The following is a 17,973-nucleotide window of genomic DNA, read 5'->3' on the forward strand; positions in this document are numbered from 1 at the left end:
GGGGTGGGGACGGTCGGAACGGAGACACCTTCGGCCGCAGGGCCATCTCGCCCGGCGGCATGGTCAGCAGCGGGTTCGCCGGCGGCATCCGCCATCCGGAATCGTCGCCAAGGTCCCTATGATGCGTGTGTCCATCGGAGGCCCCAACCGGTCGATACAGCGCCAGCGGCGCCGTGGTCGCCAGGTCGTGCGGCTCCATTCGGAGGCTGGGCGACCAGCCCCGGAGGACCAATCTGCCAGAGCGAGTCGTCCCTTCCGCGTCGGCCTCGGCGGAGATCAGCAGGACGAATTTATTCAGGGCGATCTCGGCCAGCATGGTCGTGCCGTTGCGGACGACCCCGAGCAGGACCGGCTCGGCGAACTCGGGCGTGGTGAGCCACGCTTTATACAGCGAGTAGGGCCCCAGCGCCGCCGGCTCGGGCAGGCCGTCGATGTGGACCACGGGGGTGTACCGGTGGATGCCGGCGGCCGTGACGCTGGCGCCGAAGGGACTCGATACCGGCACGAGTTCGACATATCCCGACGCGCCGCGCAGCGCCGGGACGGGGACGAGGGTCGTGCAATACAGGTCTGAAACGCGAAGCGTATCCGCAAACGTGGGGTCCAGGCAATACTCCTTTTCAACGTCCTGTGCGTGGGCGGGCGGTGCGGCAAACGCCATCCCCACGGCGACGAGTAGCCACCAGAAGTAGTTAAGGGGAAGAGCCAGGGGTGGGGAAATCGTCAATCGCATGCTGGAGCATGTCCTGTTTTTCTTGCCAAGATAGGAAACTGAAGCGGAATCCATTTAGCGCGATTTCGCGCAACTGGTCGGCCGTCAGGCCGCTATGGCGGTAGACGTGCCACAGCTCATCGGTGACGGTCGTCCGGCTAAAGAGGCGGTTGTCCGTGTTGATCGTCACCGGGATGCCGGCGTCGACATACTGGCGCAGCGGATGTTCGGCGTAGCCGGGCACGACGTGAGTCTGGACGTTGCTCGTCGGGCAGATCTCCAGGGGGATCTGATGGTCCACTACGAACTGCAACAGGCGAGGGTCTTTGTAAAGCGATGTGCCGTGTCCGATCCGGTGCGCACCGCCGTAGAACAGCGCCTGGTGGATTGATTCCGGACCCCAGGATTCTCCGGCGTGGATCGTCAGGTTCAAGAGGTGGTTGCGGGCGTAATCGAAGGCGTGGAGGTGGTTCTTGGAGGGGTTGCCGGCCTCGCCGCCGGCGAGGTCGAACGCCGTCACGCCGCGGTCTCGGTACGCCACGGCCAACTCGGCCTGACGGAGCGACGCGCTCTCGAACCGATCCCGCAAACCACACAGGATCAGGTTCGTCCGCACCCCGAAATCGCGCTGGGCGTTCCGCAGTCCGTCCAGCACCGCCTCCACGATTTGCTCGAGCGTCAGCCCTTCTTCACGGTGCAGGATCGGGGCGAAGCGTACCTCCAGGTAGCGCACGTTTTCACGAGCGTTGTCCTCCGCCAATTCATACGCCGCACGCGCCAGGCACTCACGGGATTGCAGGATCGGAATCGTGTATCGGAACCAGGCGAGGTAGGCTTCGAGGGACTCCGAGTGGTCGATTAGCCGCAGCGCATCGTCCAGGCCGGCGAGGCTGTCCGCCGGCAATACGCTCAGTTTTCCCTGTTTTTGCGCCTCATCCAGCAACGTCGACAGCCGCAGCGAGCCATCGAGATGACAATGCAACTCGGCCTTGGGCCACGTTAGGATATCAAGACGAGTCAGGGACACAGTATTCTATTGTGAGTTTATAATTGACGGTACGCGCCAAGCCTGAACATGTCCTCCTGAGACCCATAGCCCGAAGTCATCCCGAGCCTGTCGAGGGACCCCCCGGACGATCGAGAGGTCCCTCGACAGGCTCGGGATGACTTCGGATAAGGGTATGAACCGCCCTTCACTACGTCTGCTAATGAACACACCGTTCCAGACTGGTCGTAAATTCCTGTAAAACAGCATCTTATGGGAATTAGCGATTTGGTCCTTTAACCTTGCGTTCATGCCCGAGCAGAAAACCCCCGAAGCTGGGCTTTGGGTCTCAGCAGGACAAGATCGAGAGACGTACGTCAGATCCGTTTGTATGAAGGTGAATGAAGGTACGCATCGGGCCGCCTTCCTTAAACCATTATCCTTGAACCTTAAACACAGAAAGGAACACCCACCCCCTCGTTTCGTTTTCTAGAGGCAGCCGGGTTAGTGCTCCGTGTGCAAATTTTGGAGCAGTTTCGCGGGCCGGCTTGCTTTTTGCCGCCCGTTTTCACGAAACTTCCGGTTCCGGCACAGTACGTCAGGCACGCGGCCTGGGGCGCTTTCCGGACGCTGATACATCATATTTGAGGTATTCGACATGGGTAATCTGGGACCCTTCGAGATTTTATTGATCTTTCTCGTCATCCTGCTTGTATTCGGAGCCAAACGCATTCCGGAGATCGCTCGCGGGCTTGGTAAAGGCATTCGCGAATTCAAGGCGGCGACGTCGGAGCTGAAAAACGAGCTCACGGTGGATTCGTCGCCCCACCGCATCCAACCTCCTCAGCAGGGCTCCACCGCACCGCGCGCCGATACGTTTACGCCTCCCGCGTCGCAGCCCTCCCCGGTTGACCGCGGCGCTTCGGCCGGCTCTTCGGAGCAGTAGTCATGAGCGTTCACGAGGCCCGTGCGGCTATTGTGAGAAAAGAGACCAGTGCGTTGGAACTGGTCTCTTCTTTTTTGTCGAAGATCGAACGCGACAATACACGTTACAATGCCTTTCTATCGGTAGATGAGGCTGGCGCGCGTGTGGCTGCGGCCGCCGTGGACCGAGCCGTCGCCGCCGGCGACGCCCCTCCGCTCGCGGGGCTCGTGCTGGGCGTGAAAGACGTGATCTGCATCCAGAACGGTCCCGTCACCTGCGGCTCCCGCATCCTGGAAGGGTTTACCTCGCTGTTCGACGCTACGGTCATCCGACGCCTCAAGGACGCCGGCGCCGTCGTCGTGGGCAAGACGAACTGCGACCAGTTCGCGATGGGGTCGTCCAACGAGTCGTCCTACTTCGGCCCGGTGCGCAACCCTCTCAATCGAGACCTCGTGCCCGGCGGCTCGTCGGGTGGGTCGGCGGCGGCGGTCGCAGCCGGCTTCTGCAGCGCGGCGCTGGGGAGCGACACCGGCGGCTCGATCCGCCAGCCGGCGGCCTTCTGTGGCGTCGTGGGTCTCAAACCGACATACGGACGCGTGAGCCGCTACGGGCTCGTCGCCTACGCCTCGTCGTTTGACACCATCGGTCCGCTCACCACCTCGGTCCACGACGCGGCCCTGATCCTGAACGTCATCGCCGGCCAGGACCCCAGCGACGCCACCAGCGCCCCCGTGCCGGTGCCCGATTATACGGCCAATCTCGACGCCGGCGTGCGCGGGCTCCGCATCGGCCTCCCCTCCGAGTACTTCGCCGAAGGGTTGGAAGAGGGGATACGCGCCGTCATCATGGATCAGGTGGCCCGCCTCGAGCGCGCCGGCGCCTCGATTGTCCCCGTCAAGCTGCCGACCACGGCCTACGGCATCGCCACGTATTATATCCTCACCATGGCCGAGGCGTCGAGCAACCTCGCCCGGTTCGACGGCGTCCGTTACGGCTATCGGGCCGACATGCGCGACATACGCCGCCGGGCGGACCAGGAGCGCAAGGCCCTCGACGCCGCCATCGCCGGCGCCGAGCGGGCCGGCGACCCCGCGGAGGTCGCCGCCCTACGCTCGCGCCGCGACGAGCAACGGTCCCTCCTCCAGGAACTCTACACCCGCACCCGCTCCGAGGGCTTCGGCGAAGAAGTAAAACGCCGCATCATGCTCGGGACGTACGTCCTGTCGTCGGGGTATTACGACGCGTATTACGCCAAAGCGCAGCAGGTGCGAACACTGATCCGGCGCGACTTCGACGCCGCGTTCGAGCAGGTGGACGCCCTGCTCACCCCGGCCACTCCGACGCTCCCTTTCCCCCTTGGCAGCAAGACCGACGACCCGCTGGCCATGTACCTGCAGGACGTCTACACCGTCACCGCCAACCTGGCCGGCATCCCCGGCCTCGTCGTCCCCCTCGCGGGCCACCCCTCGGGGCTGCCTGTTGGCCTTCAGCTCCTCGGCCGGCACTTCGAAGAATCCACGCTGCTACGAGTAGGCCAGGCCGTGTCCCATTCTTCCACAGATTTCCATTGATAAATTCCGGCTTAGACGGAGCGAAACCAGCGGCTTCGTGTTAGAGCAACCAATCTTGATTTTTGCGCGCATCCAGAGTAGACCGAACCGAACGCATGAGCATCCTAGTCGATAAGAATACCCGCCTCATCGTGCAGGGCTTTACCGGCCGCGAGGGCACGTTTCACGCCGAGCAGATGCTGGCGTACGGCACAAACGTGGTAGGCGGCATCACGCCGGGCAAAGGGGGGCAGCAGCACCTCGGCCGGCCCGTGTTCAACACTGTCGCGGAAGCGGTTGAAAAGGAAGGCGCCAATACGACTGTCATCTTCGTACCCCCGCCCTTCGCGGCGGACGCGATCATGGAAGCGGCCGACGCCGGCATCAAGGTGATCATCTGTATCACCGAAGGCATCCCGGTCCGCCAGATGATCCCGGTGTATCCCTACGTCAAATCGAAAGGCGCGCACCTCATCGGCCCGAACTGTCCCGGCGTCATCACCCCGGGCCAGGCCAAGGTGGGCATCATGCCGGCGATGATTTTTAAACCCGGCCCCATTGGCGTGATCTCCCGTTCCGGCACGCTCACCTATGAAGCGGTCGACCAGCTCAGCCGCGAAGGCCTCGGGCAAAGCACGGCCGTCGGCATCGGTGGGGACCCGATCATCGGCACCCGCCACGTGGACGCCCTGGTGCTGTTCCAGGCGGATCCGCAGACGGAGGCGGTTGTGCTGATCGGTGAGATCGGCGGCACGGCGGAAGAAGAGGCGGCAGACTACATCAAGGCGCACATGACCAAACCGGTGTTTGCGTTTATCGCCGGTCGGACCGCCCCTGCCGGGCGCCGCATGGGCCACGCCGGCGCGATCATCTCGGGCGGCAAAGGCACGGCGGCCGATAAGTTCGCGGCGCTGGAAAGCGCCGGCGCCGTCATCGTTCTCAATCCCGCGCTCATCGGCGAGACCGTCAAAGCCCACATGAAGGCGGCCTGACCCCCCTACCCCCGGTACCCATGACCATACGAGACGTCCGCTTCACACGGGGCGCTGCGCGCTGGGAGCACCTGGCCGACGACGGCCTCCCGGAGGTGGCGTTTATCGGGCGCTCGAACGTGGGCAAAAGCTCCCTGTTGAATATGCTGACCGGCCGGCGCGCGCTGGCGCGTACGAGCGGCACACCGGGAAAAACGCAGGAATTTAACTACTACCTGGTCGATGAAACCCTGTATTTCGTCGACTTGCCCGGGCTCGGGTATGCCAAAATCTCGCAGGCGGAGCGCGCCCGGTGGGAACGCTTTATCGTCCGATACATCACCGAACGCGAGCCACTCCGGCTGGTGGTGCAACTCATCGATTGCCGACACCCGCCGACGTCGATCGACCGGGACCTCATGCACCTGCTGAAGGAGCACGAGATCCCCACGGTCATCGCGCTCACGAAGGCGGACAAGCTGTCCTCCAACCAGAAGGCGGCCAGCCTGCGCGGCCTCAAAGAAGTATTTACCGCCATCGACTACGAACTCCCCGCCGTCTTTACCTCCGCCACCCAACCCGCCGGCCGCGACGAATTGCTCCGCTGGATCGGCGACCTGGCGGGCGTCTGACGGTCCATCCGCCTACCCTCACCCTCATGGCCATGAACGTGATTATCACCGATGCCGTCGCTCAGGCGTGCATCGATCTGCTTGACGCTGCCGAAATTCGCGCGGATATCCAGCTCAAAAAATCCCCCAAGGAACTCAAAACGCTCCTCGCGCATGCCGATGGGTGGATTATCCGCAGCGGAACGACGATCACGGCCGACCTCATCGAAGCCGCCCACAACCTGAAAGTGATCGGCCGGGCCGGCGTGGGGGTGGACAATATCGACCTCGACGCGGCCACCCGGCGCGGGATATTGGTCATCAATGCGCCCGACGGCAACACGATTTCCACGGCCGAGCATACCTGCGCCATGCTCCTCTCGCTCGCCCGGCACATCCCTCAGGCCAACGCTTCGCTAACGAGCGGCAAGTGGGAACGCAAGGCATTTACAGGGTCCGAACTGGAGGAGAAAACGCTTGGCATCCTCGGCCTCGGGAAGATCGGCCGGACCGTCGCTGCGCGCATGCTGGCGTTTGGGATGCGCGTCATCGGATACGACCCCGTCATGTCCCGCGAAGCGGCCGAGCGGATGGGGATCATCCTGGTGTCCATCGATGAGGTCATCGAGCAAAGCGACTTCATCACGGTCCACACGCCGCTGAACGACATGACCCGCGGGCTGCTCAATGCAAAATCGCTCGCGCGGTGCAAGCCGGGCGTCCGGATCGTGAACTGTGCGCGCGGCGGTATCGTGGACGAGATGGCGCTGCTGGAAGCACTGGAAAGCGGCCAGGTGGGCGGCGCGGCGCTCGACGTCTACTCGCAGGAACCCCCGCCGGCCGCGCTCGAACGCCTCGTGCAACACCCCAACGTGGTCGCCACGCCCCACATCTCCGCTTCCACGGAAGAGGCGCAGGAAAAGGTCGCCCGCCAGGTCACCGAGCAGGTTGTGCTTGCCCTCCAGGGCAAACCGGTGAACTCGCCCGTGAACGGCGCCGCCATCCGCCTCGCCGCGCAGCCCGAAGTCCAGCCCTTCCTGGTGCTGGCGACGAAGCTGGGTCGGATTGCCGGCCAGCTCATGGAAGGCAACATCGAGTCCCTCATGGTCCGCTGCTACGGCGATGTGCCCCATCGCTACGCCGAGGTTATTTCCGTGGCGGCCCTCAGCGGCCTTCTGGGTTCGTTGCTCACGCAGCCGGTAAACCTCATCAACGCCCCCGTCCTGGCCGAGTCGATGGGCCTCCGGGTCGAAGAACAGCGCGCGGCCTTGCACGACAGCTTTACCAATCTCATTGAGGTCGTCGTAGGATCCGGCAAACGCACACGCCTCGTTGGCGGGACGGTGTTCGATCGGAACGACCCGCGCCTCGCGCGCGTGGATGATTATGATGTGGAGGTCCGCCTCGAAGGCCGGCTCCTGTTCTACACAAACGAAGACCGCCCCGGCATGCTCGCCGCCGTCGGTGGGATCCTGGCGGACGCCAATATCAACATCGGGGTGCTCCAACTGGGCCGGAAGGGCGGTCGCGGCACGATGGCCCTCACGGCGATGAGTGTGGACGACGATATCCCGAAATCCGTGCTCGACAAGATCGCCGGCCTCAAAGGGGTGCTGGGCGTGAGGTTGGTGCACGTCTAACCGGCCGGCCGCGTCTTGGAGGCCGGTACCCTGCGTCGTATCCTGGATCCCACATCCACGGAACGCGAGGTCCCATGCACATCGACGCGAGAACGCTTGAACCGGGGTCCCTGATCGAAGGGGATTTGTGTATCGTAGGCGCCGGTGCCGCCGGCATCAGCCTGGCGCTGGAATGGGCGAATCGCGCCCACCGCGTCATCCTGCTTGAAGGGGGCGGGTTCGACTACCACCCGGCCTTGCAGGACCTCTACCGGGGCGAAATCGCCGGCGAGCCCTACCTCCCGATGGAAACCGTTCGCCTTCATTATTTCGGTGGGACGACGGGGCACTGGGCCGGCTGGTGCTCGCCGATGGAGCGGTCGGACTTCGAGGCACGGGACTGGGTGCCGAACAGCGGATGGCCCATCACGCGCTCCGATCTGGATCCCTACTACGCCCGCGCTCATCCGTACCTCGAACTCGGGCCTTACGCCTACGATACGGCCCACTACGAGGCCGAAGACCCCGCCCGTCGCCGGCTTCCGTTTGACCCTGGCATGATCTGGAGCAAGATGTGGCAGTTCAGTCCGCCGACCCGCTTCGGGACGACGTACCGTGACGCCATCGTGGCCTCGCCGAACATCCATCTCTATACCTATGCCAACGCCACGGAAATCGTCGCCAACGACCCTGTTCGCGCGGTAGACTTCCTCCGGGTAAAAACGATCGATGGGGTCGAGCACCGGGTGCGGGCGCGGCAGTACGTACTCGCCTGCAGCTCGACCCAGAATGCCAGGCTGTTGCTGGCGTCCAATGCTCAGGCCTCCGCCGGCCTGGGGAACGACAGCGATGCCGTGGGGCGGTACTTCATGGAGCACATCGAGATGCCCGGCGCGCAGCTCGTTCTGAATAACGCGGATCCGCTCCCGCTATACGGGATGGATTATACGGTTCGCCGGCCTCGCGCCGAACTGGCCATCGGGGAGGAGGCGCAGCGCCGGCACGGGGTGCTCGCCGGCACCTGCTCGCTGAACCCTGGCGTCTTCGGGAAGGAGATCACCAGTTATTTCACCCGTTTCCGCGAGCGGCTCCGCCGCGAGGCCGGCGGCGAGCAGGTAGAAGCCACGTCCGTCCCTCCCCCTCCGCCACCGCCCTCGGAGGAGGGCCGCACGTACATGCTCCTGTCGCGCGCCGAACAGGCCGCCAACCCGAACTCCCGCATCGTGCTCAGCCGGGAGGTTGACGCCCTGGGGATGCCGCGTGCGGACCTCCACTGGCGGTTTACCGAGCAGGATAAACGCTCCATCCGCGTCTTTTACGAGACCCTCGGCCACGAATTCGGCCGGCTGGGACTCGGGCGCGTGCAGCTGCTCGACTGGCTCACCGAGGGTAGCGATACGGATTGGCCCGACTTCCTGAGCGCCGGCCGGCACCACATGGGCACCACACGCATGAGTGACGACCCCAAACGCGGCGTCGTCGATGCGCGGTGCGCGGTCCACGGCGTCGCCAATCTCCACGTCGCCGGCGCCTCCGTCTTCGTCACCTGCGGCGCCCCGAACCCGACCCTGACGCTCGTCGCCCTCACCCTCCGCCTGTCCGATCGCCTGAAGACCCTCCTGGCGTGAGGCCGGCTACTGGACGTTTTCGCGCAGCGAGCACAAACTTCATTCTACCTCGCTTGATACGCAACCGATCGACGTCTCGGCGAACCGGACGCCGCGAAAGGACTGTCGAGTACGACACCACAGCGTCCCTCCACTCCCGCTTCCTGACTGATCAGATGCAGGTCTCGCGATCTTGTCCTGCTGAGCCTGGTTGTCTGACACGTTGAATCTGCGGCGTATCCGTTCCGGGTTCCGGGTTCAATCTTCCGGGCAAGCATGCCCGTATCGCCCGATTGCCCGGAACCCCGAACATCCATACTTCGGACAGTTTCCGCGGCTTAGCCGCGCCGGGCGACCAGGCCCATCCTCGCCGCGAGGAGGGGCAAATCCCGTCGGCGCGAAGCGGTGACGGGATGGGGAGGAGCGAACGGATCCCGGGCGGATGGGCCAAAGGCATCCCCAGTCTCTTCTGCCTTAATTTTCGCAAACTCGGCCGTCAGGTCGAGTGGCAAAAAAATGATCCGTGTTGACGCTGGGTAGCACGTTTCCCCGTTTCGATATCGATAAATCGGCATGAAACTCACTCCTCCTCGATCCGAGAATGAGGCCTGATTTGTCACGCAGCAGCGCCCTGCTTTGTAAACTGTCCGAAGTATTAACTATCAAAGAACAATCAACGGAAAACTCCGATTCACGCTGAGCCAGTACGCATCCCGATGACGGCCGACACGCGGGCAAAGGTGTAGAGCATGACGCCGAGCAGGGCCCGGTCGCGCAGCCCGCTTATTTTTGCTACGTCGATCGCGCCGAACAGGTCGCGCACCTGGGCGGGGGAGAGGACGGGCGTTTTGCCTTCCCGGGCGGCGTGGCTTGGCCCCTTAACAACGGTGGTCGGGTTCGAGGAGACGATCTGCCTCATGACAAGATAATCGAAAAGCATCCGGAGCGCGGCCAGGTGCTGTTTGATGGTTGGCGCGACCCCGTGCGTATGGTGCAGCCTGATTCCGGCTTTCAGGCCCGTTAGAAGGGAGCCGGCGACAATATTTGGGGATGAGCGTCACTGGGCTGGCTTATTTTCTTGTAAACGCCTATTTTCTTAACCAAGAAAACAAAAGATTCCAGGAAAACTTTTCAGGCGTATGCTGAGCGAGAGAGAGGCCGCGGAACGGCTAAAACGAGGCGAACTCGATGTGTGGCCCCTGAAGGTGTTGGCGGCAGAGGACACCGCGCCCAGGCAAGCCTCCGGCGCGGACTTTCTGATCGACCTAACATGGGAAGGGACGGAGATGAAGCGCGGTTTTGTGGCGGAATACAAATCGGTTGCTACCCCGAAAAACGTGGAGGTGGCCATCCAACAAGCTAAAAAACAGGCTCGCTCAAGCATGGGCCGGCTGCCGATGATTCTCGTTCCCTACATATCGAAGGAAACCGAGAAGCGGCTGATCGAGGAGCAGGTAAGCGGGCTCGATTTTTCGGGAAACGCACTCGTCGTCGTGCCCGGCGAGCTCATCATCCGCCAAACGGGGAATCCCAACCGTTTCCCGTCAAGCCAGACGATCAAGAACGTCTACGAAGGAAAAAGCGCGCTAGTCGGCCGGGTGCTCTTTTGTCGTCCACAATTCAGCAAGGTACAGGACGTCCGCGACGAGATCATCCGCCGCGGCGGAGAAATCAGCCTGGCCACCGTATCTAAAGTGCTCTCCTCCCTGGAAGACGACCTGATCATCACAAAGAAGGAGGGCGTTCAACTGATACAGCCGGAGCGCCTTCTCGATCTCCTGGTACAAGAATACAAAGGGCCGAGGATTAAACGACGCCTGTTGGGAAAATCGCCGGATAACAAGGCCTTCCTGGAAAGCATTGTCGCGGCGGCGCCGGAGGGTGTTCGGTTTACAGGGCTTTCGGAAGCACTTTATGTGCTCTCGCCGCAGAGCGATGAGGTGACCCGAGTGTATGTTTCGACCATGGGGGACTGGGTTGGGCGTGTATCTATCCAGGAGGTAAGCCGTTTCGCCAACGTGGAGCTGGTGGAGGTGGAAAGGGGGGAGGTGTTTTTCGACACCACGCCTCATGGGGGATTCCCCTGGTGCTCGAAGCTGCAGATTTATTTGGAGCTGATGCAGGGGGGAAAGCGGGAGCGGGAGGTGGCGGCCCAGCTGCGCCGAGAAATACTCGCCGTATCCATGGCGTGACACCAACCGAACGAGGGCTTGACGATGGGCTTTCCTGCAGGGGAAACCGATGTGCTGCGAGACGAACTGCACGCGCTGAGCATCCGGCTCAAAGGCCGCGACGTGCGCCTTATCATCGGGGGAGGATATGGTCTATTGCTGCGTCAACAACACGTAGCGAAACAGGGAGCGCCCACGCTTCGGCCGATCCCCGCCGCACGATCGACGGAGGACATCGATCTGTTTTTGTCGACAGAGCTGATCGTTGACGAAGAGCGCTTCAGCGTATTGCGAGATGCGTTGGCGGAGCAGGGATACCGTCCCGTCGAGAGGGCAAAATATTATCAGTTTGACCGGACGGTTGATTACTTTGGGCAGAGCCGTACCGTAAAAATTGATCTGCTGGCTCCGCTACCCTTAACGGAGGATTCTCGGATAAAGAAGGATTCTCGCCGTATTAGCCATCGCGCCGTGAAGGGAATCCACGCACATACTGCACCGGAGGCATTGACGCTGGAGGAGCACCTGCTCCCCGTGGAAATATCTCGGGGCCAGGAGCCGGCGACCGTCTTTTTGCCACATCCGTATACGTTTCTGGTGCTCAAGCTCCACGCCTACAAGGATCGCCGAGAGGACGAGGCGAAAGATTTTGGTCGCCACCACGCCTTTGATCTTTATCGAATCCTGGCCATGACAACGGAGTCGGAATGGGAAGAAGCAACGGGAATTCGAGACCGATATCGGCACCTGGCACCCATACAAGAAGCGTGTCGCATCGTCGGAGAGTTTTTTGGGGGCGAGATAACACCGGGGACGATTGCCTTGCGGGGCGGAGCGCAAAGAGGTGGGGCCGAGTTACTTGGAAGGGACCTGGTGGAGTTCTTGCGAGATTTGCAGGAACTCTTCCCGCCAGTTGGTGAATAGCAGGATACCGTCAAAAGAGGGTGGAATGCCCTCACCCTCCGCTTGTCCAATCGACTCAAGACGCTGGTGGGGTGACGCGCTGCCGCTTCAGCGAGCGAGCAGCATCTCCGTGTTATCACGCACGTTGTGCAACCAATCAACTTCTCAGCGAACCGGACGCCGCGAAAGGATTGTGGAGTACGGCACCATAACGCGGCTGCGTGGATGAGCAGCGCGCCAGGCGACCAGGCCCATCCTGGTTCTCGGGGGCAAATCCCGTGGGCTGGAAGCGGTAACTAGACGGCAGGGTGGAGTTTGATTTCTTACGCTGCTCCGCCCTGTTCTGAATTCGGTACGGAGCATCAGATAGGAAAGAACAAGCAACGGAAACTCCGATTCACGCTGGGCCAGTATACAATGACCTTGGAGACCCATAGTCCACAAACATCAAACGAACATTATCACATATATTTCTATCCATAATGCCAAATATAACATCGGAGTCGATGAAGATGAACTTTTTTTCAACAAAACACGTTGCCGTGTTTATTATTCTATCTTTTCTTGGAATGGATACGCTTGCGCAGTGTCAAGATGCTGATCCGCAGATTTATCAGATGGTTTATAATAAAAACGGAGAATGTATAGGATATGATAGTGTTAGGCATGCATATGGGATATTGTATTGGGACAGTGGTAGGGACTCTCTGTTGGAATCTGCTCTGTATCCAGGCAACGATATCGACCCTGCGATATTCGGCACGGCAATTAGTTATTCAATGAATGAAAACAAATACGAGTATTCAGTTTCAAACGGAACCGCAAGATTCAATAGTATTTATTCCATTGTGATTGAAACAGATATGACTCATTATGATGTTGTTGTACCAGGGTTCGGTTGGAATACATCGGCGTCTTTAGATCTAATGTGGTTCTATTCGGTGCCTACACTCGCCGGTTTAGGTCGCGATCATCGTGGCATTCGACGAGATTCAACAGTTAATGGGTTTTCCTATTTTAGTTCAAAACTTCCGGGCATCGTAAATAGTTACTTCAGAACCGCTGGGGGGTATGGTGGCTGGGATGATGAAGGGCCTACTAGCAAGATAGGAGACGTTGCTGATTCACTCTATCAAGCTACGCGTTCTGTGCGCATGGAGACCGTCGGCCCTGTAGTCGACACAGATACCTGGGGTGCCACCCAGATAGTCGACACGCTCATAACCTACGTACCCAGAAGCGAGAATCTGGATTGGATCCTCATTTCGGCCCTGGCGACCGATATCGAAGCCCACCTGCAATCTACACGGACTGCCCTGATCGCTGCCGACGAAGGGGCCGCGGCAACTGAACTCGCCGCGCTACTCGCCCTGGTCGAAGCTGAAAAAGACGCGAACCTCACCAGCGAAGCCTACGCCATCTTCCGGTACAACGCCGAATACTTGCTCGATCAGCTGGAGAACGTCTCCGCTCAGTCCCTCGCGGCCGGCTGGCAGTTGGGCGGTCTGCCGCTCGACGTGCCGGATTCCAACTACGAGCAAGTCTACAGCACAGTCCCGCTTACGCAGGCCCCCTTCGCCTGGGGCGGGACGAGCTACGTCTTCGAGGAAGACATGGCGCTCGAACGGGGCTACTGGATCAACACCGACAGCGCCGGTACACAGATCGTTATGGGCACCCCGGTTGCGTCTTCTGTGCTCGATCTCATGGCCGGTTGGCATCTCATAGCCGGCCCGAGCTGTGACCTGGACGTAACCGCCATCGACGACCCGGGCAGCATTCTCGTGCCCGGCTCCATCTTTGGCTACAACGGCGGCTATGTTGCAGCTGCCACCCTTGATGAGGGCGAAGGATACTGGCTCCAGACCTCAGCCGCAGGCCAACTCACGCTCGACTGCGCCGCCTCGGCCGGCAAGACCGCGCTCCCGGCCGTCATCCAGGACCCGACCGTGGCCGCCGCCTTCCGCCGGCTCATCGTCCGTGGCAACGGGGGCAGCCAGACCCTCTACTTCGGCGCGGCCTTCCCGCAGCCGCAGGCCGTTTCTTTTGCGCTTCCGCCGCCTCCACCCGCCGGCTCGTTTGATGCCCGCTTCGAGGGCGATAGCCGGCTCGTCGAAGCGGGAGAAGGGGTTGTCCAGATCCAGTCGGGCCAGTACCCGGTCACGGTCGAACTGGGTGCCGGATCGAGCATGATACTCGAAGAACTGGCGGACGGCGACGTCGTCGCTACCCGGCCCATCGCGGCCGGCGAACCCCTGCCCATCACCAATCCCGCGGTTACGGCGTTCCGCATCAGACCTTCCTGATTAGCGAGTAGCGAATAACCAGTAGCGATTAGCGATGAGGCCGGGAGTCTGTCGCCGAGTGGTGTGAGAACCAAAATCGCCCTGTCATCGCGATCGGACGCAGCGGCGCCAGCCGATGTGGGAGCAGAGCGACCTCCATGATAGTACCGAGGAGTGAGTAGCGGATCAGGTATTCGTTCGGGCGACGAACGTGCCGGCGTGGCTCGTGCTCGACCACAACGAACTTCCACTCGGTACACTGGCCGAAGGCGAGGAGCGCCTGAACGTGATTCTGTTGACATTTTATGTAGAAACGCCCCGGTGGGGCGTCTCAGCGAGGTATCCGGCTTTCGTAGGGCTCGGGAAAATCGTTGCCGTCAGGAGACGCCCCACCGGGGCGTCTCTACGACCAAAATATTTAAGAGGGGTGCGATCGTCGTCGGACACCGTTTGTCATGCCCGATAAGAAAGCCCCGTGAGCCGGCCGGTTGCGGCCAAAATCAATCAATCGAGGGGGAGGAACGACACGATTATCAAGCGACTCCAGAATGACAGCGACGGCGCGGCCGGCTACTGGACGTTTTCCGCCACCGGCCCCGGGATCTGGCTTGCATCCCCCACGACCCCTCGGGCGATAAACTGCATGATCAGCTTCGCGTGGTAGCGGCCGTTTTCGATGAACCAGCGGCTAGTCCGCAGCCCGCCGCAGACGGTGCCGGCCATGAACAGCCCCGGCCGCTCGGTCTCGAACGTATTGGGGTCGTGGATGGGGGAAAGGTATTCGTCGCCGGCGATCGTCACGCCCAGCCGCTCCAGGAAGGTGTAGTCCGGCCTGTACCCCGTCAGCGCGAGTACCCGGTCGTTCGGGATGGTCGTGCGTACGTCGGGTCCTTCGAAGGTGAGGCGGCCGGGCTCGATGGACACCACCCGGCTGTTGAAGTGCGCCTTGATCGCACCTTCTTTGATCCGGTTCTCGATGTCGGGCTTGATCCAGTATTTGATCTTATCCGATAGCTCCGCGGCGCGGACAATCATCGTCACGTGGGCGCCGGCGCGGTGGCACTGCAGCGCAGCCTTCGCGGCCGAGTTTTTGGCCCCGATGACGGCGACCTGGAGCCGGGAATAGGCGTAGGGCTCCCGAAAATAGTGGGTCACGTGGGGAAGATCCTCCCCGGGCGCCCCGATGGGATTGGGGATGTCATAAAACCCGGTTACGACGACCACCTTTCGGCACGCATACGCATCCTTGTCCGTCACGACCGTGAACGCCTGGTCCTGGCCTTCGAGGTCGACCACCGATTCATACAGACGGATGTCGAGCCCCTCCACGTCCGCTATACGGCGGTAGTAGTCGATCCCTTCCTCGCGCGTGGGTTTGACGCCCCGTGTTGTAAACGGGTGGTCGCCGATCTCGAGCAGCTCCGGCGTCGAGAAAAACTCCATGTTGGTGGGATAATCCAGCAGGGAGTTGACCAGCGCTCCTTTTTCGATGATCAGCGCCGAGAGTCCCTCGCGCTTCGCGCTGATGCCGCAGGCGAGGCCGACAGGGCCGGCGCCGATGATGATGACGTCGTGCATGGGGATCTAGCGGACGAGGCGCTTTTTGCGGAAGAAGTCGCGCATCAGGCCGGCCGCGGCGTCCTGTTCAACGCCCGAGACGATATCCACCTGATGATTCAGCCGACGATCCTGTAGGATATTGTAGAGGGTGGAGGCGGCGCCGGCTTTTTCGTCGAACGCACCGAACACGACGCGGGCGACTTTGGCCCACACAATCGCGCCGGCGCACATCGGGCAGGGCTCCAGCGTCACATACAACGTACACCCCTCCAGGTATTTCTGCCCGATCGTCTCGCACGCGGCCGTCACGGCGATCATCTCGGCATGGGCGGTGGGGTCCTTCAGCTGCTCCACCATATTCCGACCCCGGCCGATCACCATTCCCTGGCGCACAACGACCGCGCCGACGGGCACTTCGTTCGCGTCGAAGGCACGCTGTGCTTCGGCGAGGGCCATCTTCATCCAGCGCTTGTCGGGCTCGAGGAGCAATGAAAGACTCATGGGCGCTACAGGGTCTTGCGTGAGAGCGGGAGCGTCATGCAACGGGGCCCGCCCCGGCCGCGCGACAACTCGTTGCCTTCCAGCTTGATCACCATCTTTTCGCCCGGCACAAAATCACTTTCGTCGTGATAGGACAGGAAACCGCGCGCCGTCACGATCCGGTAGCCGCGCTCGCGCATCTCCTCCATCGTACGCACGTTGCGCTCGTAGCCAATCACCAGCCCGGGGGCCAGGGCGAAGAAGTTGGCGCCGTCCGTCCACTGCTCCCGCTTCTGCGCGAGCGGGTCATCTCCGCCGCAGGGAATAAACGAGAGGGTGCGCCCAAGCACGGACTCGAGCGCCGTCTTGAGGCCGACCCCGGTCTCGGCATAAAACCGGCTCGGGCTATCGCCACGGCTGTACAGTGCCACGTTGCCGGGCCGAGTCTGCTCGATCAGCGGGGGGAAGATCACGCATTCGTCGGGCGACACGAAGGTGAACACGGTGTCCAGATGCATGCACGCCCGTTGCTTGGGCAGATTGGCCATCACCACATGCTCGATAGGCGTCCGGGCAAACAGCTCGCGCACGACATTCATGACGCCGCCAAACGACGTGCGTTCGGAATGCCCGATCAGGATGGCCGACTCGTTCAGGACCAGCAGATCTCCCCCTTCAAACGTAACGCCCTCCGGCAGCTTAACGATGTGGTCCTTGAGTGCTACGAACCGGGGATGATAGTGGAGGACGACACTCAGGATGATGCTTTCTCGGGCGCGGGCGGCATTGGCGGGGTGACTCAAGATGATCGTGTTGCCGACGGTCGCCCCGAGATCGCGGGTAAAGAGCAGGTTGGGCACCGGCTGGGCATGAATCGGGAGACGCGACACGCCTGTGAGTGCGAAACGGTGCAGTTCGTTCGGGGAGAGGGCCTTGAGCTGCTTTTCAAACGCCTGCAGGTTCTGCGCCTGGGACACCTGGCAGAGTTGCTCGACAAAATCGAATCGGGCGGATTCCTGGTCGAATGCTTCCCGGAGCAAGGTCGCGATCTGGAGCACGGCGTCGTTCTCACCGATCACCTTCTCGAACACCGCACACATGAGCTGGTGTTCGTTATGGGCGTCCTCGACATGTAGGATATCCTCAAAGAGCAGCTCTTCCCTGTTTTCGGGCGAAACCATCGACATTTCTTCGCCCGGCGTATGGACGATGACACGGGTCAGATATCCTGTTTCGGACGTGACGTCGAGAGGACTGGCAACCAGATCCGGCTGTGGGGAGGGCGACACCGGCGGTGAAGTTGGAGGCACGGAGATGCAGCGGCTTGAGTGGCGTAACGGGATTCGTGTGCCTCTAAACGCGTGATCCAGTGGAAAGAGCCCGGGGGGAGACGATTGACGCGTTCAGCCGCGCCGTTCTTGTAGGACGCCGATAAAGCGTAGTATGACGGCGATGACGAAGAGCAGTAAGAGCGCCTTGAGTGCGTAATGGAGCAGGAAGCCGGCAATCTGCAGGATCACGCCCAGAATCATGATCGCGACGAGCAGAACGATCGCGATAAAGATCCATCGGATGATGTGTTGGAGGTCCATGG

Annotated in this window: 16 protein-coding genes; 9 read left to right on the top strand and 7 right to left on the bottom strand. The window is 61.5% G+C overall.

Going from position 1 to position 17,973, the window contains the following annotated elements; genetic code table 11:
- Positions 1 to 733, bottom strand: a 733-nt coding sequence (locus SH809_09390) for a hypothetical protein (GenBank protein ID MDZ4699905.1), incomplete at its 3' end; no start/stop codon positions are given.
- The gene (gene add, locus SH809_09395) at positions 693 to 1,739 is read right to left on the bottom strand and encodes an adenosine deaminase (GenBank protein MDZ4699906.1); all 1,047 of its coding nucleotides are present in this window, start codon (positions 1,737 to 1,739) and stop codon (positions 693 to 695) included. The genes add and SH809_09390, both read right to left, overlap by 41 nt.
- Positions 1,740 to 2,355: 616 nt before the next feature.
- On the opposite strand from add, the gene SH809_09400 reads away from it, so the two are divergent.
- The 6 genes from SH809_09400 to SH809_09425 all read left to right on the top strand — a co-directional run bounded on the left by SH809_09400 (position 2,356) and on the right by SH809_09425 (position 9,001).
- Positions 2,356 to 2,643 carry a twin-arginine translocase TatA/TatE family subunit gene (locus tag SH809_09400; GenBank protein ID MDZ4699907.1) on the top strand — a complete coding sequence of 96 codons (288 nt, stop codon included), beginning with the start codon at positions 2,356 to 2,358 and terminating at the stop codon, positions 2,641 to 2,643.
- Between the two features lie 2 nt (positions 2,644 to 2,645).
- Positions 2,646 to 4,193: an amidase family protein gene (locus SH809_09405; GenBank protein MDZ4699908.1), complete on the top strand. Its 1,548-nt coding sequence runs from the start codon at positions 2,646 to 2,648 to the stop codon at positions 4,191 to 4,193.
- A 95-nt stretch (positions 4,194 to 4,288) separates the two neighbouring features.
- Complete coding sequence (sucD, locus tag SH809_09410) at positions 4,289 to 5,164, top strand: succinate--CoA ligase subunit alpha (GenBank protein ID MDZ4699909.1); 876 nt, start codon at positions 4,289 to 4,291, stop codon at positions 5,162 to 5,164.
- Between the two features lie 20 nt (positions 5,165 to 5,184).
- Entirely contained in the window at positions 5,185 to 5,775 is a 591-nt protein-coding gene (gene yihA, locus SH809_09415; GenBank protein ID MDZ4699910.1) for a ribosome biogenesis GTP-binding protein YihA/YsxC, read from the top strand.
- A 32-nt stretch (positions 5,776 to 5,807) separates the two neighbouring features.
- Entirely contained in the window at positions 5,808 to 7,394 is a 1,587-nt protein-coding gene (gene serA, locus SH809_09420) for a phosphoglycerate dehydrogenase (protein MDZ4699911.1), read from the top strand.
- Between the two features lie 74 nt (positions 7,395 to 7,468).
- On the top strand, positions 7,469 to 9,001 hold the full coding sequence (locus tag SH809_09425; GenBank protein MDZ4699912.1) for a GMC family oxidoreductase: 1,533 nt from the start codon (positions 7,469 to 7,471) through the stop codon (positions 8,999 to 9,001).
- Between the two features lie 670 nt (positions 9,002 to 9,671).
- On the opposite strand, the gene SH809_09430 is transcribed toward SH809_09425, so the two are convergent.
- Positions 9,672 to 9,899: a hypothetical protein gene (locus SH809_09430; protein MDZ4699913.1), complete on the bottom strand. Its 228-nt coding sequence runs from the start codon at positions 9,897 to 9,899 to the stop codon at positions 9,672 to 9,674.
- A 367-nt stretch (positions 9,900 to 10,266) separates the two neighbouring features.
- Here SH809_09430 and SH809_09435 point away from each other — a divergent pair, with 367 nt between their 5' ends.
- From SH809_09435 to SH809_09445, 3 genes are all read left to right on the top strand, one after another.
- A complete protein-coding gene (locus SH809_09435) occupies positions 10,267 to 11,172 on the top strand; it encodes a hypothetical protein (protein MDZ4699914.1) in 906 nt (301 codons plus the stop codon).
- A gap of 24 nt (positions 11,173 to 11,196) precedes the next feature.
- Positions 11,197 to 12,075 (top strand): nucleotidyl transferase AbiEii/AbiGii toxin family protein, encoded by an 879-nt coding sequence (locus tag SH809_09440; GenBank protein MDZ4699915.1) that lies wholly within the window; start codon positions 11,197 to 11,199, stop codon positions 12,073 to 12,075.
- A 1,127-nt stretch (positions 12,076 to 13,202) separates the two neighbouring features.
- Positions 13,203 to 14,360 carry a hypothetical protein gene (locus SH809_09445; protein MDZ4699916.1) on the top strand — a complete coding sequence of 386 codons (1,158 nt, stop codon included), beginning with the start codon at positions 13,203 to 13,205 and terminating at the stop codon, positions 14,358 to 14,360.
- A gap of 549 nt (positions 14,361 to 14,909) precedes the next feature.
- Here SH809_09445 and SH809_09450 read toward each other — a convergent pair.
- The 4 genes from SH809_09450 to SH809_09465 form a co-directional block, all read right to left on the bottom strand.
- Positions 14,910 to 15,917: a YpdA family putative bacillithiol disulfide reductase gene (locus SH809_09450; GenBank protein ID MDZ4699917.1), complete on the bottom strand. Its 1,008-nt coding sequence runs from the start codon at positions 15,915 to 15,917 to the stop codon at positions 14,910 to 14,912.
- A 6-nt stretch (positions 15,918 to 15,923) separates the two neighbouring features.
- Positions 15,924 to 16,400, bottom strand: a complete 477-nt coding sequence (gene tadA, locus SH809_09455; protein MDZ4699918.1) for a tRNA adenosine(34) deaminase TadA — start codon at positions 16,398 to 16,400, stop codon at positions 15,924 to 15,926.
- A gap of 5 nt (positions 16,401 to 16,405) precedes the next feature.
- Positions 16,406 to 17,668, bottom strand: a complete 1,263-nt coding sequence (locus SH809_09460) for an arginine deiminase family protein (GenBank protein MDZ4699919.1) — start codon at positions 17,666 to 17,668, stop codon at positions 16,406 to 16,408.
- A gap of 114 nt (positions 17,669 to 17,782) precedes the next feature.
- Positions 17,783 to 17,971: a hypothetical protein gene (locus SH809_09465; protein ID MDZ4699920.1), complete on the bottom strand. Its 189-nt coding sequence runs from the start codon at positions 17,969 to 17,971 to the stop codon at positions 17,783 to 17,785.
- Between the last annotated feature and the right edge of the window lie 2 nt (positions 17,972 to 17,973).

This window comes from Rhodothermales bacterium (assembly GCA_034439735.1).
In the GTDB taxonomy this organism is placed as follows: domain Bacteria; phylum Bacteroidota; class Rhodothermia; order Rhodothermales; family JAHQVL01; genus JAWKNW01.

What these genes read in the sequence shown, in the direction of transcription:
- SH809_09400 (MDZ4699907.1), top strand. Translation starts at nt 2,356, where the DNA reads ATGGGTAATCTGGGACCCTTCGAGATTTTATTGATCTTTCTCGTCATC.
- SH809_09405 (MDZ4699908.1), top strand. Translation starts at nt 2,646, where the DNA reads ATGAGCGTTCACGAGGCCCGTGCGGCTATTGTGAGAAAAGAGACCAGT.
- sucD (MDZ4699909.1), top strand. Translation starts at nt 4,289, where the DNA reads ATGAGCATCCTAGTCGATAAGAATACCCGCCTCATCGTGCAGGGCTTT.
- yihA (MDZ4699910.1), top strand. Translation starts at nt 5,185, where the DNA reads ATGACCATACGAGACGTCCGCTTCACACGGGGCGCTGCGCGCTGGGAG.
- serA (MDZ4699911.1), top strand. Translation starts at nt 5,808, where the DNA reads ATGAACGTGATTATCACCGATGCCGTCGCTCAGGCGTGCATCGATCTG.
- SH809_09425 (MDZ4699912.1), top strand. Translation starts at nt 7,469, where the DNA reads ATGCACATCGACGCGAGAACGCTTGAACCGGGGTCCCTGATCGAAGGG.
- SH809_09430 (MDZ4699913.1), bottom strand. Translation starts at nt 9,899, where the DNA reads ATGAGGCAGATCGTCTCCTCGAACCCGACCACCGTTGTTAAGGGGCCA.
- SH809_09435 (MDZ4699914.1), top strand. Translation starts at nt 10,267, where the DNA reads ATGAAGCGCGGTTTTGTGGCGGAATACAAATCGGTTGCTACCCCGAAA.
- SH809_09440 (MDZ4699915.1), top strand. Translation starts at nt 11,197, where the DNA reads ATGGGCTTTCCTGCAGGGGAAACCGATGTGCTGCGAGACGAACTGCAC.
- SH809_09450 (MDZ4699917.1), bottom strand. Translation starts at nt 15,917, where the DNA reads ATGCACGACGTCATCATCATCGGCGCCGGCCCTGTCGGCCTCGCCTGC.
- tadA (MDZ4699918.1), bottom strand. Translation starts at nt 16,400, where the DNA reads ATGAGTCTTTCATTGCTCCTCGAGCCCGACAAGCGCTGGATGAAGATG.
- SH809_09465 (MDZ4699920.1), bottom strand. Translation starts at nt 17,971, where the DNA reads ATGGACCTCCAACACATCATCCGATGGATCTTTATCGCGATCGTTCTG.